Here is a 20028-nt window from a genome sequence, read left to right as displayed (position 1 = left end):
CCCGCCTCCCGTGCCTTCCTGCATCGGGGAACCGCAGGTGAGACCCCTGCGGCCCCTCAACCCCGCGCCACGGCCACCGGATCCACGGCCACGGCCCGCCGGCGCCACGGACCCTGGAAGAACACGATCGCGATGCCGAAGGCGGCCAGGCACACCAGCGAGACGATCAGCCAGCCCTGCCATCCCGACGCCGCGACGACCGGTGGCGCGGCGAGCAGCACGACCACCGCGATGGCCTTGGTGACGAACGCGAACAGGCCCCATGCGGTGCCCTGCAGCCGCGGGTCGATGTCCTCGGCGTTCTCCGAGAAGTTGGCCATCCAGGGCGCGTAGGCCAGCGCCAGGCTGGCACCGAGCAGCATGCCGGTGATCATCAGTCCGGCGGTCGACGTGTCCTGCGGGTTGCCCGTCATCCAGATCAGCACGCCCAGCACGATCAGCGCCAGCACGGTGCCCACGGCCGAGAACGGCCTGCGCAGCTGCCAGCGGTCGGAGAACTTGCCGGCGACGACGAGCACGGCGAGGTCGAGGATCCAGAAGGCCGTCATGATCTGCGACGCCTCCGCCGCGCTCAGCCCGAACGTGGCCACGAGCATCGTCTGCCCGAACACGAGCAGCGTGATGTAGATGACCAGCCAGGACGAGATGCCCAGCAGGTGGGCCCACATGCAGCGGCTGCGCAGCAGGTCGGCCATGCGGGGCGGACGCGAGTCGTCGGCCTTCCCGACGGCGGCCAGTTCGGTGTGGCGGATCGTCGACTGCAGCGCGGGGGACAGTTCGGCGATGTTCATCGCGATCACGATGGAGACGACGAACGAGATGGCACCCATGATGATGAACTGGCTCTGCCAGTTGGCGAACAGCGAGAGGGTGGCGCCCGCGATGGCGGCCGAGAGGAAGTTGGCGCCCACCGGGCCCCACGTCCAGAAACCGAACGCAGTGGCGCGGCCCATCCGCGGCGAGAAGTCCCGCACCAGCGGTGCCGTGGACGCGACGGCGATCCCGTCGACGAAGGACAGCACGATGCGCACCGTCAGCAGCTGGCCGGTGGTCTGCACCAGCGTCATCGCGAAGCACAGCAGCGACGTGAGCAGCATGGCGGGCACGAGCAGGCGCACGCGGCCCAGCGTGTCGGTGAGCCGGCCGGCGATGATGCCGGCGATCGCGCCGGCGACGGCCGCCGCTGCGGCGATCGCGCCGTAGGTGGCCAGTGACATCTTCAGCTCGGTGAGCAGCAGCGGGACGACCGGGGCGATCGCCGCCTCGTAGGAGGTGATCAGGCTGGCGAGCACCGCCATCGTCAGGAGCATCGCGCGCTTGCGACCGGTCGGGTAGCTGTCGAGGTAGCGGACGTAGGACACCTTCATGGTTCCCCCTGTCACCGTTGACGCGTCGAGGACCGGTTGCCCGTTGTGTGACCAATGTCCTAGAACGCGTTTCTAAGATCCAGGGCCGAGCGGACTAAGTCAAGGCGTCTCATCGGGTGCAGGCGGGACCGATGAGTCCGCGACCCCGCACGCGTTGTACCGGAATGACACCCGGCCCCGGAGGCAGCACCATGACGGCGGTGACCACAGCGCAATCCGGCTTCGCCGAGCTGCTTCAGCGGCATCGGCGGGAGCTCCACGTGCACTGCTACCGCATGCTCGGCTCGTTCGACGAGGCCGAGGACGTGGTGCAGGAGACCCAGTTGCGGGCGTGGAACAAGCGCGACGTGGTCGAGGTGGGGCCGGCGTTTCGCGCGTGGCTCTACCGCATCGCCACCAACGGCTGCCTCGACGTGCTGCGCAGCCGCGGCCGCCGGCCCGTCGCGCTCGACTCGCTCGCCGACATCTCGTGGTTGCAGCCCTACCCGGACCGGCTGCTCGACGAGGTCACGACCGGACCCGAAGCCGTCACCATGGCCCGCGAGACGATCGAGCTGGCATTCCTCGCGGCCGTCCAGATCCTGCCCCCGCAGCAGCGGGCCGTGCTGCTGCTGCGCGACGTGCTCGGCTGGTCGGCCGCGGAGTCCGCCGCCGCGATGGCTACCTCGGTGGCCGCCGCGAACAGCGCGCTGCAGCGGGCCCGGGTCGCGCTGCGTGAACACCTTCCTGCGGTGCGGTCGGAGTGGTCGGTGGCGGCCCCCAGCGCGGCGGAACGGGCGGTGCTCGACCGCTTCGTCGACGCGCACAACCGTGCCGACGATGCCGCGATGACCGCGCTCGTGCGCCACGACCTGCGCGTGACCATGCCGCCACAGCCGATGTGCTTCGACGGCGTCGAGGCGCTGCAGCCGTTGCGGGACAAGGCGATCGCCATGGGCGACTGGTGGTTCGTGCCGACTGCGGCCAACCGCCAGCCCGCCGCCGCCAACTACCTGCGACGGCCCGGCGACACGCAGTTCCGCGCCTTCAAGATCGACGTGCTGCGCCTCGACGGCGACCTCGTCGCGGAGATCACGACGTTCGGTGCCGGATTCTTCACACCGTTCGGCCTTCCCGAGGTGCTCCGGCGATGATGGGGGTTCCACGACGGAGGGACCGAGCGTGACCACCCAGGAACTCGTGACCACCCAGGAATCGGCGACCGACGCCGACCCGGTCACCGGCACGGCCGCTGTCACCGACCTCGTCACCTACCCGATCAAGGGCTGCGCGGGCACGTCGGTTGCGGAGTCGATGCTCACGCCTGCCGGGCTCGCGCACGACCGCACCTTCCTGGTCATCGACGAGGACGGCCTGTTCCGCAGCCAGCGCAAGACGCCCGAGCTGGCCGTCCTGCGCCCCGAGATGAGCGACGACGGCGCCCGGATGACGCTGGATGCTCCCGGCATCGAGCCCCTCACCCTCGATGTGGACCTCGACGGCCCGCGCCGCGACATCACGCTCTTCAGCGACCCGTACCGCGGCATGGACCAGGGCGACGGGGTGGCCGGTTGGCTCTCGCAGCTGCTCGGGGCGACGAGCCGGCTCGTGCGCGTCCCGCCGGAGCACCATCGCGTCGTCGCCGGCCGCACCCCCGGAACGTCCGCCTACGCCGACAGCACCGCACTGCTGCTCGCCTCCGACGCCTCGCTGGCGCTGCTCAACGAGCGCCTGACCGACCGCGGCTCGCCCGCGCTGCCGATGAACCGGTTCCGCCCCAACATCGTCGTCTCGGGCTGGGCCGAGCCACATGCCGAGGACCTCGGTCGCCGCATCCGCATCGGCGCGGCCGAGCTCGGCTACGCGAAGATCTGCATCCGCTGCGCCGTCACGCTGGTCGAGCAGGTCGTGGGTCGCAAGGCCGGTCCCGAGCCGCTGCGCACGCTCGCCGACTACCGACGCGCCGCCGCGGGCGGGGTGGCGTTCGGGGCCATGTACGCCGTGCTCCGGACCGGCCGGCTGGCGGTGGGCGATCGGCTCGACGTCCAGGAATGGGGTCCGTCGGAGCTCTGCTGACCCCAGCCGCTCAGCCCGGCAGCAGCCGCGCCAGCCGTCGCACGCCCGCCACGAGGTCCGCCTCGCCGGTTGCGCCGAAGCTCAGCCGGATGTGCGGCGCGGGAGGCTCGGTCACGAAGTACGGACGGCCCGCGCTGATCACGAGGTCCTCGCGGCGGGCCCGCTCGGCGAGCGCCACGTCGTCGACGCCCGCGGGGAGCTGCAGCCACAGGTGGAAGCCGCCTGCGGGCACCGTCGCGATCACGGCGTCGGGGAGGTGGGCGCGCACGGCACCCACCAGCGCGTCGCGCCGCGACCGCAGCGCGGAGCGCAGGGCGGTGAGGTGGCGCGGCCAGGCGGGCGAGGTCAGCAGCTCGACGGTGGCCTCCTGCAGGACCCGGCTGACGAAGAAGTCGTCCACGGTCCGCTGGGTCACCAGCCGCTGCACCGCGGGACCCCGCGCGACGAGCGCGCCGATGCGCAGGCTCGCCGAGGTCGGCTTCGTCAGCGAGGCCACCTGCACGACGTGCCCGTCGCGGTCGTCGTGGATCAGGGCGGGCGGCGCCGGGCCGTCGATGCCGAGGTGGCGTGCGTAGTCGTCCTCGATGACGAACGCGCCCGCCGCCCGCGCGCCGTCGAGCACCTCGGACCGCCGCTGCGGGGCGAGCACGTTGCCGGACGGGTTCGCGTAGGTCGGCTGCATGTAGAGTAGGCGCGAACCGGTCACCTCGAACGCGCGGGCGAGCAGGTCGACGCGCACCCCGCCGGCGTCGGTGGGCACGGGCACCGGGCGCAACCCGGCGTTGCGGATCGCGGAGATCGCGCCGAGGTAGGTGGGGACCTCGACCAGCACCGGCGACCCCGGGGAGGCCAGCGCCCGCAGACAGGTGGCCAGCCCCGCCTGCCCACCCGGCACCACCACCACATCGGCCGGTTCGACGCGCAGCTGAGCGGCCAGGATGCCGCGCAGCTCAGGCAGCCCGGCCGGGGCGGCGCGCTCCCACGCATCGGGACGGCGCGCCGCACGTGCCGTCGCCGCACTGAGCGCGCGGAGCGGCTGCAGGTCCTTGCTCAGGTAACCAGCCGAGAGCACGAGCGTGTCGGGCCCGGGTACGTCCAGCATGTGCGCGAGGTCGGCGTCGCCGATGGGCTCCGCACCCAGCGCCACGGTCTGCCAGGCGAGGTCTGCGCTGCGCTGCGCCCGGCGCCGGGCCACGTAGGTGCCGCGTCCGGGCACCGTGTCGATCACCCCCTCGGCGACGAGCTGGGCGACGGCCTGGTTGACGGTCACCGGTCCGACGCCGTGCGCGGCCACCAGCGCGCGGGTTGCCGGCAGGCGGTCGCCCGGTTGGAGCGCCTGTGCCGTGCGTCGCAGCACCTCGACGAGGCGGGTCACGCTGCTATCGTCAGCCATGAGTGTTCACGATAGCGCTACCGTCGAGAAGCGGCGGGTGCTACTGGGCCCGGGCGTGGGTTGGGGCGCGTTGGGCGTGGTGGCGTTCAGCCTGACGCTGCCGGCGTCGCGGGCCGCGCTCCCCGCGTTCGGGCCGATCACGGTCGGGTTGGGTCGCGCGGTGGTCGCGGCGGCGCTGGCCGGGATCTGCCTGCTCGTGGTCCGGGCGCCGCGCCCGACCCGGTCCCAGACCCGCGGGCTCGCGATGGTGGCGCTCGGCGCGGTGGTGGGCTTCCCGATCTGCTCGGCGATCGCGCTGGTCGACGCCACGTCGGCGCACGGCGCCGTGCTCATCGGACTCATGCCGGCCACGACCGCGGCGATCGCGGTGCTGCGTGGCGGGGAGCGTCCGTCCGCGTCGTTCTGGATCGCGTCGGCCGCCGGGCTGGTGGCGGTGATCGTGTTCGCGGTGGTGCAGGGCGGCGGCCAGATCGGGGCGTCGGACCTGTGGTTGCTCGCGGCGGTGCTGCTCGGCTCGCTCGCCTACGCCGAGGGTGGGGTGCTGGCGCGGGAGATGCCGGGCTGGCAGGTGATCTCGTGGGCGCTGGTGCTCGCAGTCCCGGTGGTCGTGGTCGTCGCCGTGGTCGGAGTGGTGGTCCAGCCGCCCCACGATCCGACGGCGATGGCCTGGCTCGGCATGGCCTACGTCAGCCTGATCAGCATGTTCGCCGGGTTCTTCGCCTGGTACCGCGGCCTGGCCACCGGCGGGGTCGCGCGGATCGCGCAGCTGCAGCTCGCCCAGCCCGTGCTCACCGTCGGATGGTCGGTGCTGCTGCTGGGCGAGCAGGTCACGGCGGCCACGATCGTCGCCGGGTTGGTGGTCGTCGGCACCGTCGCGGCCACCCTCGCGAGTCGCAGGCGCGAGCGGAAGTAGGGTCGCGCCCCGTGTGGGCTCTCGCCGAGTGGACGGTGCTGGCGGTCGTGCGCGAGCAGCCGGCCCATGGCTTCGCGGTCGCGGCGCTGACGGCGCCCGGTGGTGAGCTGGGCGTCCCCCGAGGGGATCGCGGCCGTCGACGGCTGGCTGCACGAGCCCGTCGAGCACGTGCGCGAGCTGCGGTCGCAGTTGCTGATGAAGCTGGCGCTCCTGCATCGCCGCGGGATCGCCGCATCCGGGCTGCTGGAGCGGCAGCGCGCGCTGCTGCAGCCGGTGGTGGAGTCGCTGCGGGCCGAGCAGGCCACCACCGACGGTTTCGACGCTGTCCTGGTGCGCTGGCGCTACACGACAGCGAACGCGGCGCTGGAGTTCGTCGCGGCGCTGCAGGGGGAGTGAACCGGGCCCGGCCGGGAATCAGCCCGGCAGTCCGGCGCGGCGGCGCACCCAGGTGGCGGGCATCCCGCAGTCGGCTGCGATGGCCCGCCAGCTCAGCCCTGCCGCGCGCCGGTCGGTGAGGTAGCTCGCGAAGCTCGCATGCCCGGCGGCGCGGGCGATGGCATCGGCGCGATCCCGGCTGGCGCCGCGTGCCGCCGCGTGCGGCACCCGGTCCATGCCGTGGCGGCGCAGTGCGGTGCCGACGGCGCTCGGGGACAGACCGACCGCGATCGCGATCGCGCGCACGGTCATCCGGTGTGCGACGTGCCGGTCGGTCAGGTAGCTCGCGACGTCGTCGAACCCGAGCGCCCGCACCACCGGCAGCCAGCGGGCGTCCTGGCGGTGCAGCGCCGGCCCGGTCGCGATCGCCGTTGCGGTGGCCGGATCGACCGTGGCGAGATGGCGGCACAGCCAGTCCTTGTGCAGTCCGGCGGCCCTGCTGACGGCGGCGAGGCTGTGGCCCGCGGCGACGCGATCGAGCACCGCGGAACCCAGGTCCGGGTGGCCGAGTCGGGCGGCCGCGGCCGCGGCCGTGCGACGCAGGCGCTCCTCGGCGTGGCGCCTGCTCCCGGCAGCACGGGCCGCGGGTGAGATCGAAGCCAGCGTGCGCAGCGTCTTGCGGCGGCGCTGCTCAGGCTGGCGACGCCCGCGGGTGGCGGCGAGGGCCGCCAGCGTCAGCTCGCCGGAGCGGGCTCGCTCCTGCCCGATCGCGCAGCCGTCCCGGACGGCCGGATCGGTGCGGCGGCGGACGGTCAGCGCGGCGGCCCGGCGGCGACGCGTGACGTCGCCCTCGAGCGGTTGGCTGCGTTCCAGCTCGAACGCTGTGCGGTACGTCAGCTGGTCCCAGCCGTGCACGCGCAGGTGGGCCAGCACGGAGCGGAACCAGCCGCCGCACAGGTGGCACTGCACGAGGGATCCATCCGTGACGACGGTGGCGAGCGGTGCGTAGTGCGGCGTGCCGTCGGGGAGGACACCGGCGACGGCGGCGATGCCGCGTGCGCGTCGCCGCGGTGGGGTGAGCTCCCGGTCCGGACGGGATTCGGCAGCCGAGTGGGACGGGTCAGACCTTGTAGATCGACTTGTACTCGAGGTAGTTGTTCAGTCCCTCGGGTCCGAGCTCGCGGCCGACGCCGCTGTCCTTCATGCCGCCGAACGGCGAGCCCAGGTCGATGTTGTAGGAGTTGACGCCGATCGTGCCGGTGCGCACGCGGCGGGCCACGGCGAGCGCGCGCTCGTCGTCGCTCGACCACACCGAGCCGCCGAGACCGTAGTTGCTGTCGTTGGCGATCTGCACGGCCTCGTCGTCGCCGTCGAAGGGGATCACGGCCATGACCGGGCCGAACACCTCTTCGCGGGCGAGCTGGTCGGTGTTCTTGACGTCGGCGAACACCGTCGGCTCGACGAACCAGCCGCGGTCCTGACCGGCCGGGCGCCCGCCGCCCGAGACGAGCCGCGCGTCGCTGTTGCGGCCGACGTCGATGTAGCCCATGACGCGGTTGAGGTGCGTCTCGCTGGCCATCGGACCGATCTGGACCGACGGGTCCAGCGGGTTGCCGACGGTCAGGTTGCGCGTGTACTCGGCCAGCGCCTCGACGACGTCGGCGTAGCGCGAGCGGTCGACGAGGATGCGCGACTGGGTGGTGCAGGTCTGGCTGTTGTTCATGAACGACGCCATGCCCAGGCCGGCGAGCAGCGTGTCGATGTCACCGTCGGCGAGGAAGACCGCGGCCGACTTGCCGCCGAGCTCCAGGGTGACGCGCCGGATCAGGCGGCCGCACTCGGCGCCGATGATGCGTCCGGCTGCGGTGGAGCCGGTGAAGGCGACCTTGTCGACATCGGGGTGCGAGACGAGCGCGGCACCGGACTCGCGACCGGCGAGCACGATGTTGAGCACGCCCGGCGGGAGCCCGGCCTCGTTGGCGGCGTCACCGAAGACGTAGGAGTCCAGCGCCGTCTCCGGGGACGGCTTGAGCACGATCGTGCAGCCGGCCGCCAGCGCGGGGGCGATCTTGAACATCGCCAGCACCTGCGGGTAGTTCCAGGGGGTGATCGCGCCGACGACACCGACCGGCTCGCGCCGCACGATCGTCGAACCCGTCACGCTCGGCCGCTCGACCTCGAGCGGAACCGTCTTGATGATCTCGGCGTACATCTGCAACAGGCCGGCGGGCGCGGCGCCGTTGAAGGCCGACGACAGCCCGATCGGCATGCCGTTCTCCTGGCTGACCAACTTGCTCGTGCTCTCGGCGCGGGCGGTGAGCGCGTCGGCGAAGCGGTGCATCGCCGCGGCGCGCTCTTCGGGGGTGGTGCGGCCCCAGGGGCCGTCGTCGAGGGCCTTGCGGGCGGCGCCGACCGCGGCGTTGATGTCGGCGTCGGTACCCATGGATGCGGTGCCCAGCCGCTCACCCGTTGCTGCTTCGAGCGCGGTGTGGGTCTCGGTGCCCAGCGGCTCGACCCATTCCCCGTTGATGAAGAAGCGGGTGCGGTCCAGATCGGTGCTCTGATCGGCGGTAATGGTCACGGTGCCTCCCGGCGTTGGGACGGGCGCTGATGAAGGCGCGCCGGGTCGCAGTATTGGCCGCATATGCGGCGAGAATCAACCGTGCGATCCGCGGGTGCGTGCCCGAATGGAGACCTGACTCACGTCCGGCGCTCGGATCGCCCGCTTCGGGGCGACGCCCACCTGGTGGGAGTTTGTTCCTGGTATGCGGGAGCGCTGATAGCTTCGGACCGCCAGTCCTCCCGATCGATTGCGGGGCTCGGATGTCCACACCGGCGGTGTACACCCACGGTCACCACGACTCGGTGCTGCGCTCGCACCGCTCGCGAACCGTCGCGAACTCCGCGTCGTACCTGGCCGACCGGCTCGTCCCCGGCGTCGCGGTGCTCGACGTCGGCTGCGGGCCGGGCTCGATCACCGTCGAGATGGCGACGATGGTGGCTCCCGGCCGGGTCACGGCGGTGGAGGCGTCGGCTGCGGTCCTCGATGAGGCGCGCGCGCTGGCGGCCGGGGCGGGGGTGTCCACCATCGAGTTCGCCGTGGCCGATGTCCACGCGCTGGAGTTCCCCGACGGCTGCTTCGACGTGGTGCACGCCCACCAGGTGCTCCAGCACGTCGCCGACCCGGTGCAGGCGCTGCGCGAGATGCGTCGCGTGACCCGGCCCGGTGGGGTCGTCGCGGCGCGCGATGCCGACTACTCGGCGATGAGCTGGTTTCCCCGCATCCCCGAGCTCGACGAGTGGCTCGCGCTCTACCGCACCATCGCCCGCGCCAACCGCGGCGAGCCCGACGCCGGTCCGCGGCTGCACTCGTGGGCCCGCCGCGCCGGCTTCGCCGATGTCGTGTGCAGCGCGTCGACGTGGTGCTACGCCACCCCCGACGAGCGCGAGTGGTGGGGTGGCATGTGGGCCGACCGCATCCGCAGCTCGGCCATCGCGACCCAGGCCGTCGCGGGCGGGCACGCGACGGAGGCCGACCTGAACCGCATCGCGGCGGGCTGGCGGGAGTGGGTCGCGGCGGCCGACGGCTGGTTCGCGATCCTGCACGGCGAGATCCTCTGCCCCGTCTGACGGGGCGTTCGGTCGGGACGGATGGGCCCGCGAGTTGCGACGGTTCAGGGTCGGGCCGGCACCAGGAACGGGGTGACGTGGCCGGGGAGGGTGGCGTCGGCCAGCGCGACCGCCTCGGCCAGCTCGACGTCGAGCGCCTCGTAGTGCTGCTTGCCCGCGGCAGTGGTGGTGGTGAGGGTGGCCAGGCCCGCCCGGCGCTGGAAGAACGACTCGCGCACGATCAGCCCGATCACACCGTCGGTGGCCAGCACGTGGCGGCGGCGCACCAGCGATCCCTGGCTCACCACCAGCGTGCGGCCGAGCAGGGCGTGGCCGAGGTTGCGGTAGCGGTCGACGGCCAGCAGCAGCCCGATCGGCAACAGTGCCAGCGCCGCCTGCCATGGCCACGCGGGGAAGATCCCGACCCACCACGGCACCAGCAGGACGACGGTGACCAGCGCCGCGAAGCCGAGTGCGCGGGTGAACCGCCGTCGCCGGGCCCGCGGACCGTGCGGGACGAGTGGGGCCGTCACACCCGTCGACGAACCGAGCACGGCAGCCGCCACCCGCTGGGCCTCGGCCAACGGCGCCGGGGGCAGCAGCAGCGAGCCGCCCTTCTCGGCACCGCGCCCGACACGCAGCCCGGTGGTGATCGCGAGCAGCCGCGCGCCGTGCACGACGCGCAACAGCAGGCTCTCGCTGATCTCGACACCCCGCAGCCTGCTCTCGTCGACGGTGGTGGACCGGGTGGTCAGCAGCCCCCGCGACACGTGCAGGGTGCCCTCGCGGTGGCGGGTCAGCCGGAAGTTCCAGAACGCGAAGACGTAGCCGATCGTGGACAGCAACGCGACCACGATGATCAGGACGGCCGTCACCTCGAGGATCGCGACGATCAGCGGGGCGTTGCCCAGCTGGTCGAGCGCCGCGCGTGCCGCGCCGAACTCCCGGGCCCGCACGTTGGCCTCGTTGAGGATCTGGGAGAACACGCCGGCCAGCACGCCGATCGTGGCGAGCCCGCCCAGTGTGAACGGGCCGAACCGGATCCACGCCGGGTTCAGCCGCACGAGCTCGGTCTCGGCCGGTCGGGTGAGCGACGGATCCGTCGGTGCGTCGATCGTCGCGCCGGTCGACGCCGCCGCTGCGGCAACCGGCCTGCGACCGTGCAGCAGCTCCTCCCGCAGCCGCGCAGCCTCCGCTGTGGACAGTGCGTCGAGCGTGACGCCGTCGTCCTTGCGGTCCGACCGTCCGGTGCCGATCACGACGCGGGACAGCCCGAGCAGCCGCTGCATGATGTGTGACGTCAGGTCCACCGACCGGACGCGGTCGCGCGGCACCGACAGCACCTGCCGCCGCAGCAGCCCGCGCTTGACGCGCACCTCGTCGGGGGTTACCTGGTAGGTGGTGGTGGCCCAGCGCACCAGCCCCAGTGCGATGGCGATCCCGAGACCGATCAGGCTCCAGAGCGGGCCGTGCCCGTTGCTGCTGCCCAGGAACAGCACGCCGACGAGCACCGGAAGCAGCCGCACCACCTCCTGCACGGGGTGCACGGCGAGCATCAGCGGGCTCAGCCGTCGCCAGGGGTGCTCCGGGGCCGCGGTCTCGACGGCCGTCGGGGTCTCGGTCATGTCGCGTCGCCGGTGCTCGCGCGGGTGTAGCTGGACAGCTCGGCCACCAGCCGTTCGGCATCGGCCGCGACCAGCCCGTTGACCTCGACCGGGCCCTTCGCCGATGCCGTGGTGACCGTGACGTCGGTGAGACCGAACAGCTGCTGCAGCGGCCCGCGCTTGGTGTCGACGGTCTGGATCCGCGAGATCGGGGCGACGCGCCGCTCGATGTTGAACCAGCCCGACTGCGTGTAGACGACGTCCGGGGTGATCTCGTAGCGGTGCACGCGGTAGCGCCACTGCGGCATGACGGCCAGGTGGAGGATCGCGACCGCGGCCGTGACGATCAGCCCGACGACGTGGGGCGCGGCGGGGCCCTTGTCCCAGAACACCATCCAGACGACCTGGACCGCGGCGACGACGAGCCAACCCAGCGCGGCGCGCGCCGTCCAGAAGGGGATGGCCTTGCGGCTGACCTGGTGCGCCGGTGGACGCAGGACGGGCGCGGACTGGGGATCCCAGGTGGATGCTGACACGCCGTCCACTATTGCGGGTGTTGCCGGATTCCGCCCATGACATCCGCCATCCGATCGATGGGCGTTGCTCCCTCCCCAGCCGCACCCGTCGGGCCCTGTGGCGCTGCAAGCCCCACACTGAGGTGGCCTGCCAGCGGGGACCCATCCGGGACGGCACCCGACGCGTCGCGAGGGCCTGACGAGCCGGGCAGGTGATCAACGCGCACAGGTTTCGGTTCGATCATGAGCCAGTGGGCGCTCGGCGGCGGGTGCGGTGATCAACGCCCACTGGGTCATGGTCAACACCGAACCAGTAGGCGTTGATCACCCAGCCGCACCGCAGCACCCCACGCCGGTTCTCATCCTTCACGGCGGCCGCAGGCCATGACGGACTTCCTGCAGTCTCGGGTGCGGGCGGTCAGCGCCGAGCCCGGGCCTTCCGCGCCGGGGTGACGGCCAGTGCCCAGTGGCTCGGCCGGCTCAGTGCCGCGGGCAGCGGCGTGGCGAGGTCGCCGATGGCAGCGTTCACCTGGAACTGGGCGAGGAAGATCGTCTCGGTGAGCCGGGCGCCGCGCAGGTCGGCGCCGCGCAGATCGGCGCCGATGACGTCGGCCAGCCGCAGGTCCGCGCCGCGCAGGTCGGCGCCGATCAACCAGGCGCCCCGCAGGTTCGCCCCGCGCAGGTCGGCCCCGCGCAGCTTCGCGCCCATCAGGTCGGCACCGCGGCGGTCGGGCTGCTGCGGGGCACGCGCCCGTGCGCGTTCGCTCGTGCGCACGAGCAGGGTGTTCACGCGGGCGCGGTGGCCGCTCACGTCGAGCGCGGCCAGGTCGGCCGCGCTGCCCTCGGTGAGCCGTTCGGTCTCCTCGATCAGCTGGTGCACATCGGTGGCGGGCATCAGCTCCGCGGCCGCGGTCAGGTACCAGAGCAGCTCGTGCAGCTGCTGCATCACCTCGAACGTCGCGAACATCGACGGCGCCTCCGCGGTTCGCCAGTCGATCCCGCCGAACGTCCCCTGCGACACGTGCTGGCCCGCGCCGAAGCAGTCGAACACCGTGCACCCGGGGAACCCGCGGTCGCGCAGCTCGCTGTGGATGCCGCACCGGGAGTCGTCCTGCAGGTGGGGGCAGGGTGTGTTGGCGGGCTTGTCGATCGCGAAGTCGGCCGAAGCGGAGAGGCTCTGGACGACGCAGCACAGGCCGAAGCAGTTGGCGCAGTCGGCACGCAGATCGCGGCGACGGTCGTCGGGCACGGCGGGGCTCCTTCGGCACACGGCGGTCGGCCGAGCGTATCCGCTCCGACGGCTGCCATCCTGGCTGCATGCCGGTCACCGCAGAGGACATCCGCAGCGTCGCCGCGCCGTTGCCCCGCACCGAGGTCGCGTTCGTCCGCGACGCGATGAAGTTCCGGGTGCGCGGGATCGTCTACGCGGCCGTCGCTCCCGACGAGCTGACGATGGGCTTCGCGTTCCCCAAGGACGAGCGGGCCGCGCTGGTGGCGGCGCAGCCCGCGAAGTTCCACCTGCCCATCGAGTCGGACATGCGGTTCAACTGGGTTCGGGCCTGGCTGGCGCCGCTGGGGTTCGACGAGATGCGCGAGCTCGTCCTCGACGCCTGGCAGCTGGTCGTGCCGAAGAAGGTGGTCAGGGAGTACTACGGGCTCAGGGGCAGATCGTGAGCGCGCTGATCCGGCCACCGCTCACGGTGAAGTGGTGGTGCAGGTCCACCGGGCTGCCCGGGAAGTCGCCCTCCAGCCGGGTGTCCACGACGGTGGCGTCGCCGACCACGGCGCTGCCGGTCACGGTGCGGGTGAACGTGAACGCGGCCACCACGGCGTCGGTCCAGGCACGGATCGCGTCGATGCCGACGTGGTTGCGGCCCTCGTCGTGCACCACGGCGTCGGGCGCGAACAGGGTGTCGAGCAGCGGGCCGACCTCGGACTTCGGGGTGGTCAGGTACGTGGTGACGGGCACGGGCAGCTCGGGCATCGGGTTCCTTTGTCAGTGCTAGAATCGAAGTTACTGACTTCGACTTTAGCACTGACTGAGCGGAAGGGGTCAACCCCGGAATGGCGAGCAAGATCCGTCTCGAGGACCGCGAGTGTCCACTCTCGACAGCGCTTGGACATGTCGGGGAGTGGTGGACGCTGCTGATCCTGCACGACGTCTTCGACGGCTACACCCGGTTCGACCAGTTCCAGCAGAACCTGTCGATCTCCTCGAGCATGCTCACGAGCAGGCTCAGGACGCTGGTGGCCAACGGCCTGCTGGAGCGACGGGCCTACCAGGCCAACCCGGTGCGCCACGAGTACGTGCTGACCGATCTCGGCCGCTCGCTGCGCCCCGTGATCGTGGCGCTCGCCGCGTGGGGCAACTCCCGGCTCGACCCAGCCGCGCGCAGCATGATCCTCGTCGACGCCGCCACCGGGGTGGAGGCCGACCCGGTCATCGTCGACCGGGTCACGGGCCGCAGGCTCGACGGTGACGACTTCGTCTTCGCCGCGGGCCCGGCCGCGAGCGAGCCGTTCCGGGCCCGGTACAGCAGGGAGTCCCGCTCCTAGCCGATCGGCACGTCCGGATCGGCGAGCACCGCCGGGTCGACGCGCCTGCCGCCGCGGATGAGATCCCCGATCGGCCCGGTGACGTCCCAGACGTTGACGTTCATCCCGGCCAGCACGCGCCCATCACGCAGCCAGAACGCCACGAACTCCCGCTTCGCCAGTTCACCGCGGATGACGACGTCGTCGTAGCCGCCGGGCTCGGCGTAGCCGGTGTACTCCATGCCGAGGTCGTACTGGTCGGTGAAGAAGTACGGCAGGCGGTCGTAGGACGCCGGGATCCCGAGCATCGTCTGTGCGGCGACGGCCGGCTGGTTCAGCGCGTTCGCCCAGTGCTCGACGCGCAGGCGGCGCTGCAGCAGCGGGTGGTAGCTGTTGGCAACGTCGCCCGCCGCGAGGATGTCGGCATCGGACGTCTGCAGGTGCTCGTCGACCAGTACGCCGTTGTCGACGTCGAGTCCGCCCTCCCGGGCGAGCTCGACGTTCGGCTCCACCCCGACGCCGACGACCACGATGTCGGCAGGCAGTTCGGCGCCGTCGGCCAGCACCACGCTGCCGGCGCGGATCTCCGCGACGCCCACCTCGCAACGCAGGTCGACACCGTGTTCGACGTGCAGGTCGGCGAAGACCTGGGCGACCTTCGGCCCGAGCACGCCGAGCAGGGGGAGCGCGGCCTGTTCGAGGACCACGACCTCGGCCCCGGCGGTGCGGGCCGCGGCGGCGGTCTCCAGCCCGATCCAGCCGCCGCCGATGATCACCACGCGGGCCCCGGGCCGGAACGCCGCTTTGAGGTCCTCGCTGTCGTCGATCGTGCGCAGGTGGTGCACGTTCGCGAGCTCGGCTCCGGGGATCCGCAGCTGCCGGGGCCGGGCGCCGGTGGCCAGTAGCAGCTTGTCGTAGTGCAGCACGGAACCCGACGCGGTACGCAGTTCGTGGGCGGTGCGGGCGATCGCGGTGACCGCATCGTCGAGCCGCAGTTCGACGACGTGCTCGGCGTACCACTGTTCGGGGTGCACGAAGGCGGATTCGCGCTCGGCGCTGCCCTGCAGGTAGCCCTTCGACAGCGGCGGACGTTCGTAGGGCCGGTGTTGCTCGTCACCGAACAGCACGATCCGGCCGTGGAAATCCTGCTCGCGGAGGGCCTCGGCCGCCTTGGCGCCCGCCAGTCCGGCTCCGACGATGGCGAAGGTTCGCTGGTCAGTGGGCATAGCGGGCTCCCGGTGTGGCTGGTGTCGAGGTGAGGGCCAGGAACTCCGCGCGGGAGCGGGGGTCCTCGCGCAGCGAGCCCAGCAGCGTCGAGGTGATGGTGCTCGTGCCCGTGGCCCGCACCCCGCGCAGCGACATGCACATGTGCTCGGCCTCGATGACGACCCCGACGCCGGCGGGCTGCAGGTGCGTCTGCAGCCAGTCGGCGATCTGCTTGGTCAGCCGCTCCTGCACCTGGGGACGGCGCGCGAACATCTCGACGACCCTGGCCAGTTTCGACAGGCCGAGGATGCGCTGGCCGGGCAGGTAGCCGACGTGGGCGATGCCGACGAACGGGAGCATGTGGTGCTCGCAGACCGACTGGACGGGGATGCCACGCGCCAGCACGAGCTCGTCGTACTGCTCGTCGTTGGCGAACGTCGTGAGGTCGAACGGGCGGGGCGTCAGCATCTCCGCGTAGGCGTGCGCCATCCGTCGTGGCGTGTCTGCGGTGGCATCCGAGCTGGTGGAGACGCCCAGCGCGGTGAGGAACGCGCGCGCAGCCCGTTCCGCACCGGCGAGGTCGACGGTGTCGGAGGGCGGGACGACGCGCAAGGGGCTGGCCTGGGACGGCACGGGTTCCTCCGAGCTCTAAAGGACGATATGGTGGACGTTAGAACGACGGATCGCCTGCGTCAACGGCGGCCCACCCGTCGGGAGGGGATCGAGTGGACGACTTCGCCACGCAGGTCACCGGCATCGGCGCGCTGGCCGAGCCGGCCCGCCGGGCGCTGTACCTCTACGTCGTCGCGCAGGACGATCCCGTGAGCCGCGACCAGGCCGCCACCGGCGCCGGGCTGCCCCGGCACATGGCGAAGTTCCACCTCGACCGGTTGGTGACCGACGGCCTGCTCGACACCGAGTTCCGGCGGCTGTCCGGGCGGCGCGGCCCCGGCGCGGGCCGCCCGGCGAAGCTGTACCGGCGCTCGTCACGGCAGGTCGAGGTCAGCCTGCCGGAGCGGCACTACGACCTCGCGGGCCGCATACTGGCCCGTGCCGTCGAGGACGCCGCTCGCGACGGCGTACCCGTGCTCGAGGCGATGCAGCGCGCCGCGGCCGAGGTGGGGCGCCGGATCGGGGCCGGAGCGCCTGTCGGCGAACGGGCGCCTCTCGAGTCCGTCGCCGACGCACTCGCGTGCCACGGCTACGAACCGCGCGTCCGCGCCGGCCGGGTCCTGCTCGCCAACTGCCCCTTCCACGCGTTGGCCGCTGAGCACGCGGAGCTGGTGTGCGGCATGAACCTGCATCTGATCACCGCGCTGGTCGCCGAGGCCGGGCCGGCGGGGGTCCGGGCCGAGCTCGCGCCGTCCGCCGGGCACTGCTGCGTGGTCCTGACGTGCGAGTGAGCGCCGCACTACGCTGCGGTGATGAGCATCGAGGTCACGCTGCCGGAGCTCGCAGCGATGCTGGCGCGCTATCGCTTCGCGTACCTGCTGACGGTCGGCGACGACGCCCGCGCGCACGTCGTGGCCGTCACCCCCGTGCTGGCGGGCGGCTCGCTGCAGGTCGGTGATCTGGGGCGGCGGACGCGGGCCAACGTGGCCGTCCGATCGGCCGTCACACTCGTGTGGCCCCCGGCGGATCCGGCCGACCACACCCTGATCGTCGACGGCAACGGGGTGCTGCGCGACGGTTCGCTCGTGATCGCGCCGACGCGTGCGGTGCTGCACCGTCCCGCCCCCGCGCCGGTGCCGGCGGAAGCCGGCGCGTGTGAAGCCGACTGCGTGGAGCTTCCCGTCACGTAGTCAGCCGATGTGCTGCACGTCCCGCTCGCCCGTGTAGAGCGGCCAGCCGGGGTCACCGGTGCGGATGAACGCGATCCAGGGCCGTTGCACGGCGTCGACGAGCCCGTCGGGAACGCCCTCGGTGCCGAGCATCGGCGCGTCGCTCCACGACTGCGGGTTGCCGAAGACGAAGGGGAGCTCGAGGCAGTGGCAGGCGCCGAACGGGCTGCCGGCCGGGCGGTGATCGAACGAGTACGCGTACACCGCGTTGCCGCTCGGTGCCAGGCCACCGGCGAGGCGGTCGCCGTCGCGGAAGAACTCGTCCGAGAGCGCGCTCGCGATCGCGGCCGGGGTGCCGGGCTCGTACCGGGCGTAGGCGTCCTCGGCGGCGGCGCCCAGCCGTGGTCGCACCGCGTCCAGCACCTGTTCCCGGGTCATCCCCGCCATGGCCTCGTTGCCGGCGAGGAAGGCGCCTGCTCCGATCATCCCAGCTCCGGTCATCCCTGATCCGTGAAGATCGTGTTGGTGCCGCGGGCGTCGCGGTCGATCCCGCCGAACGCGTGCGGCATGGCGTAGATCGCGCTGCCGCAGGTGTTGGTGATGATCACCTTCTCGACGTAGGCGAATCCGGGGGTGCGCTGCAGGCTCGTGCTGGTGCACGAACCCTCGGCGGCGCCGGCGGTCGCGACCGACGAACCGAGCAGGCAGGCGACTGCCGATGCGACCATCGCAGCCTTCGTCAGGAACCGCATGAGACCTCCGGTGGGTGTCGGAGGCGCAGCGTGGCATCGGGAGCAGGCGGCGGCGTAGTGCGTTGAGCGGTGGCTCAATCTCCTGCAACGCGAGGGTCGGGCGGCTACGCCAGCGCCGTGCCCTGCGCCGAAGCCAGCCGCCAGCCGGCGCCGTCGGCCACGAAGACGTGGGTGTAGCGGCTACCGGTGCGGACCTGCGCACCGTCGGGCAGCGTGAACTCCATGGCGGTGCGGCCGACGACCACGGTGGTGTCGCCGAACTGCCTGGTCACGGCCTCGCCCGGGAACGTCTCGATCGCGGTGAACCGCACGGCGCCGGACGCGACGAACGCGACGAACTCGGCACGGGGCGTGACCGCGCCCGCGTTCACGTCGACGATGAGGAACTCAGGGTCGAGCACCTCGTCGAGCGTGGCGGGGTCGGCGGCGATCAGCGCGTCGAAGAAGCGTCGGTCGGTGTCGGCGACGGTGGTGGTGCTCATGGACGGAGTCCTTCTGTGCGGTGTTGCCCGGCCTGCTCGGCGATGCCGGCGAGGAGGTGGCGCAGGCCGCCGGTGAACCGGCGGTGCATGGCGGCGGGGTCGGTGCTGGGGTTGAACCGCGACAGGTGCGGGTAGCTGCCGGGCGGTTCGTGGGCGGCGAAACCGGCGTTCGCCTCGGCCTGCGACTCCGCGTGCACGAAGCCGAGTACGAACCAGATGAGGGCCAGGTAGGCGTCGGCCACCTCGTCGTCGGGCAGGCCGCTGGCGGCGACAAGTGCGATGGTCTCGTCGGCCAGTCGCAGCGTGGTGGGGCCGAGTCGCCAGCTCGCTCCCCACAGCACCGTGACCAGCGCGGGCCGGGGGAGCAGGGCCGCGCGCATGCGCTCCGACAGTGTCAGCAGGCACTCCTGCCAGCCGCCGTCGGCGGGCACCTCGACGGCGCTCAGCGTGTCGTCGAGAACGGCGGCGAGCAGCTCGTCGCGATCGCGGACGTGCCAGTAGAGCGTGGCCGGGCCGGTGCCTAGCGTCCGGGCGAGAGAGCGCATCGACAGGCCGTCGATCCCGGTCTCGTCGAGCAGCCGGCCCGCGGCGACGACCACGTCCTCGCGAGACAGCGTGACCCGGCCCTTCGCCATGGCCGAGGTGCTGCGCACGCTCCCGATCGGCGTTCTGGTCACTCGAACACTGTACCGGTCGGCCCGGTGAGCGCTGCGCAACTTGCCTGACGGTGACAGAACGCTGCCACTGGACGGGCCGGTGCCTGACCCGGACGACACAGTGCCGGGGAGCCGTCACAACGGACACTTCGGTCCTCGGTGACGAAGCACGTCCTGCCTTCTGGAGATCGAGATGACTCGAGCCGGACAACCGCCCCATCCCTACGGCCCGGGCTACGGGCCCGACAACCCGGGTTACGGCCCCGTGCCGCAACCGCCGCGTCGGCCGAAGCGGACGCTGCGCAGGGTGTTGCTCGCCCTGCTCGGCTTCGGGGTCCTCCTGGTCGTCGCCGCGATGATCTTCGGTAAGGGCACCGCGCCGACGCGCAACGTGACCGATGGCGCGACCGAGAAGGCGGGGACGCTCTCGGCGCTCGATCTGCGGGCCGGTGACTGCTACAACAGCAAGCAGTTGCCGCCGGAGCCCGGCAGCGCCCAGCCCATCAGCACCGTCGAGGTGGTGCCCTGCACCTCGGGGCACACCGCTCAGGTCGTCGACAAGGTCACCTACAAGGTCACCGACAGCCTGGCCGATGTCCGCGCCACCCGCTCGGGCGCCGACTGCAACACCGCGTTCAAGGCCAAGGTGCAGCCGACTGTGCTCAACGACGCGAAGTTCCAGCTCGGGCTCATCTCGCCCCGTGACGAGGCGACGTGGCTGAAGCACCCGGTCATCGCCTGCGTCGTGGCGCACCCGAGCACGACGACGACGCTGCTCAAGTAGC

General features: G+C 72.2%; 24 protein-coding genes. 10 read left to right on the top strand and 14 right to left on the bottom strand.

Translation table 11 applies throughout. From position 1 onward, the window contains the following. Positions 1–56: 56 nt before the first annotated feature. Positions 57–1367, bottom strand: coding sequence for an MFS transporter (locus tag ACFPFQ_RS10730; RefSeq protein ID WP_379617402.1), 1311 nt, complete (start codon positions 1365–1367; stop codon positions 57–59). A gap of 191 nt (positions 1368–1558) precedes the next feature. Between ACFPFQ_RS10730 and ACFPFQ_RS10725 the strand changes: the two genes are divergently transcribed. Beyond that, on the top strand, positions 1559–2500 hold the full coding sequence (locus ACFPFQ_RS10725) for an RNA polymerase subunit sigma-70 (RefSeq protein ID WP_379617400.1): 942 nt from the start codon (positions 1559–1561) through the stop codon (positions 2498–2500). Positions 2501–2528: 28 nt separating this feature from the next. Then, positions 2529–3422 (top strand): MOSC domain-containing protein, encoded by an 894-nt coding sequence (locus ACFPFQ_RS10720; RefSeq protein WP_379617398.1) that lies wholly within the window; start codon positions 2529–2531, stop codon positions 3420–3422. A 10-nt stretch (positions 3423–3432) separates the two neighbouring features. Here ACFPFQ_RS10720 and ACFPFQ_RS10715 read toward each other — a convergent pair whose 3' ends face one another. Continuing rightward, entirely contained in the window at positions 3433–4815 is a 1383-nt protein-coding gene (locus tag ACFPFQ_RS10715; protein ID WP_379617396.1) for a PLP-dependent aminotransferase family protein, read from the bottom strand. On the opposite strand from ACFPFQ_RS10715, the gene ACFPFQ_RS10710 reads away from it, so the two are divergent. Both ACFPFQ_RS10710 and ACFPFQ_RS10705 read left to right on the top strand, forming a co-directional pair. Further along, the gene (locus ACFPFQ_RS10710) at positions 4814–5728 is read left to right on the top strand and encodes a DMT family transporter (protein ID WP_379617394.1); all 915 of its coding nucleotides are present in this window, start codon (positions 4814–4816) and stop codon (positions 5726–5728) included. The two genes, ACFPFQ_RS10715 and ACFPFQ_RS10710, sit on opposite strands and share 2 nt — an antisense overlap. A 102-nt stretch (positions 5729–5830) precedes the next feature. Next, on the top strand, positions 5831–6124 hold the full coding sequence (locus ACFPFQ_RS10705) for a hypothetical protein (RefSeq protein WP_379617392.1): 294 nt from the start codon (positions 5831–5833) through the stop codon (positions 6122–6124). Positions 6125–6142: 18 nt separating this feature from the next. Here the strand turns inward: ACFPFQ_RS10705 and ACFPFQ_RS10700 are convergent, their stop codons facing one another. Both ACFPFQ_RS10700 and ACFPFQ_RS10695 read right to left on the bottom strand, forming a co-directional pair. Beyond that, positions 6143–7072, bottom strand: coding sequence for a hypothetical protein (locus ACFPFQ_RS10700; RefSeq protein WP_379617390.1), 930 nt, complete (start codon positions 7070–7072; stop codon positions 6143–6145). Positions 7073–7223: 151 nt separating this feature from the next. Continuing rightward, complete coding sequence (locus ACFPFQ_RS10695; RefSeq protein WP_379617388.1) at positions 7224–8684, bottom strand: aldehyde dehydrogenase; 1461 nt, start codon at positions 8682–8684, stop codon at positions 7224–7226. Between the two features lie 242 nt (positions 8685–8926). Between ACFPFQ_RS10695 and ACFPFQ_RS10690 the strand changes: the two genes are divergently transcribed. After that, positions 8927–9733: a methyltransferase domain-containing protein gene (locus ACFPFQ_RS10690; protein ID WP_379617386.1), complete on the top strand. Its 807-nt coding sequence runs from the start codon at positions 8927–8929 to the stop codon at positions 9731–9733. Positions 9734–9777: 44 nt separating this feature from the next. Here ACFPFQ_RS10690 and ACFPFQ_RS10685 read toward each other — a convergent pair whose 3' ends face one another. The 3 genes from ACFPFQ_RS10685 to ACFPFQ_RS10675 form a co-directional block, all read right to left on the bottom strand. After that, entirely contained in the window at positions 9778–11337 is a 1560-nt protein-coding gene (locus ACFPFQ_RS10685; RefSeq protein WP_379617384.1) for a PH domain-containing protein, read from the bottom strand. After that, entirely contained in the window at positions 11334–11852 is a 519-nt protein-coding gene (locus tag ACFPFQ_RS10680; RefSeq protein ID WP_379617382.1) for a PH domain-containing protein, read from the bottom strand. The genes ACFPFQ_RS10685 and ACFPFQ_RS10680 overlap by 4 nt, the downstream gene beginning before the upstream one ends. Before the next feature lie 397 nt (positions 11853–12249). Beyond that, positions 12250–13080, bottom strand: coding sequence for a pentapeptide repeat-containing protein (locus ACFPFQ_RS10675; protein ID WP_379617380.1), 831 nt, complete (start codon positions 13078–13080; stop codon positions 12250–12252). A 68-nt stretch (positions 13081–13148) separates the two neighbouring features. Between ACFPFQ_RS10675 and ACFPFQ_RS10670 the strand changes: the two genes are divergently transcribed. Further along, positions 13149–13505 (top strand): MmcQ/YjbR family DNA-binding protein, encoded by a 357-nt coding sequence (locus ACFPFQ_RS10670; protein ID WP_379617378.1) that lies wholly within the window; start codon positions 13149–13151, stop codon positions 13503–13505. Here the strand turns inward: ACFPFQ_RS10670 and ACFPFQ_RS10665 are convergent. Continuing rightward, a complete protein-coding gene (locus ACFPFQ_RS10665) occupies positions 13489–13815 on the bottom strand; it encodes a nuclear transport factor 2 family protein (protein ID WP_379617376.1) in 327 nt (108 codons plus the stop codon). The two genes, ACFPFQ_RS10670 and ACFPFQ_RS10665, sit on opposite strands and share 17 nt — an antisense overlap. An 80-nt stretch (positions 13816–13895) precedes the next feature. Between ACFPFQ_RS10665 and ACFPFQ_RS10660 the strand changes: the two genes are divergently transcribed. After that, on the top strand, positions 13896–14387 hold the full coding sequence (locus tag ACFPFQ_RS10660; protein WP_379617374.1) for a winged helix-turn-helix transcriptional regulator: 492 nt from the start codon (positions 13896–13898) through the stop codon (positions 14385–14387). Here ACFPFQ_RS10660 and ACFPFQ_RS10655 read toward each other — a convergent pair. Then, positions 14384–15592 (bottom strand): NAD(P)/FAD-dependent oxidoreductase, encoded by a 1209-nt coding sequence (locus tag ACFPFQ_RS10655; RefSeq protein ID WP_379617372.1) that lies wholly within the window; start codon positions 15590–15592, stop codon positions 14384–14386. The two genes, ACFPFQ_RS10660 and ACFPFQ_RS10655, sit on opposite strands and share 4 nt — an antisense overlap. Then, the gene (gene folE, locus ACFPFQ_RS10650) at positions 15582–16205 is read right to left on the bottom strand and encodes a GTP cyclohydrolase I FolE (RefSeq protein WP_379617370.1); all 624 of its coding nucleotides are present in this window, start codon (positions 16203–16205) and stop codon (positions 15582–15584) included. Before folE ends, ACFPFQ_RS10655 begins: the two co-directional genes overlap by 11 nt. Positions 16206–16297: 92 nt before the next feature. Between folE and ACFPFQ_RS10645 the strand changes: the two genes are divergently transcribed. Next, positions 16298–16975, top strand: coding sequence for a helix-turn-helix transcriptional regulator (locus ACFPFQ_RS10645; protein ID WP_379617368.1), 678 nt, complete (start codon positions 16298–16300; stop codon positions 16973–16975). Positions 16976–16996: 21 nt separating this feature from the next. After that, entirely contained in the window at positions 16997–17374 is a 378-nt protein-coding gene (locus ACFPFQ_RS10640) for a hypothetical protein (RefSeq protein WP_379617366.1), read from the top strand. On the opposite strand, the gene ACFPFQ_RS10635 is transcribed toward ACFPFQ_RS10640, so the two are convergent. The 4 genes from ACFPFQ_RS10635 to ACFPFQ_RS10620 form a co-directional block, all read right to left on the bottom strand. Continuing rightward, positions 17375–17854 carry a carboxylesterase family protein gene (locus ACFPFQ_RS10635; RefSeq protein ID WP_379617365.1) on the bottom strand — a complete coding sequence of 160 codons (480 nt, stop codon included), beginning with the start codon at positions 17852–17854 and terminating at the stop codon, positions 17375–17377. Next, positions 17851–18081: a hypothetical protein gene (locus tag ACFPFQ_RS10630; protein WP_379617363.1), complete on the bottom strand. Its 231-nt coding sequence runs from the start codon at positions 18079–18081 to the stop codon at positions 17851–17853. The genes ACFPFQ_RS10635 and ACFPFQ_RS10630 overlap by 4 nt, the downstream gene beginning before the upstream one ends. Positions 18082–18209: 128 nt before the next feature. Then, positions 18210–18587 carry a nuclear transport factor 2 family protein gene (locus ACFPFQ_RS10625; RefSeq protein ID WP_379617361.1) on the bottom strand — a complete coding sequence of 126 codons (378 nt, stop codon included), beginning with the start codon at positions 18585–18587 and terminating at the stop codon, positions 18210–18212. Beyond that, a complete protein-coding gene (locus ACFPFQ_RS10620; protein WP_379617359.1) occupies positions 18584–19264 on the bottom strand; it encodes a TetR/AcrR family transcriptional regulator C-terminal domain-containing protein in 681 nt (226 codons plus the stop codon). Before ACFPFQ_RS10620 ends, ACFPFQ_RS10625 begins: the two co-directional genes overlap by 4 nt. Positions 19265–19436: 172 nt before the next feature. On the opposite strand from ACFPFQ_RS10620, the gene ACFPFQ_RS10615 reads away from it, so the two are divergent. After that, on the top strand, positions 19437–20027 hold the full coding sequence (locus tag ACFPFQ_RS10615; RefSeq protein WP_379617357.1) for a hypothetical protein: 591 nt from the start codon (positions 19437–19439) through the stop codon (positions 20025–20027). The last annotated feature ends 1 nt before the right edge of the window (position 20028 follow it).

The sequence above is a fragment of the Pseudonocardia sp. GCM10023141 genome (genome assembly GCF_042653605.1).
Note: the sequence above shows the minus strand (reverse complement) of the source record. Positions and strands in the feature narration are given on the sequence as shown.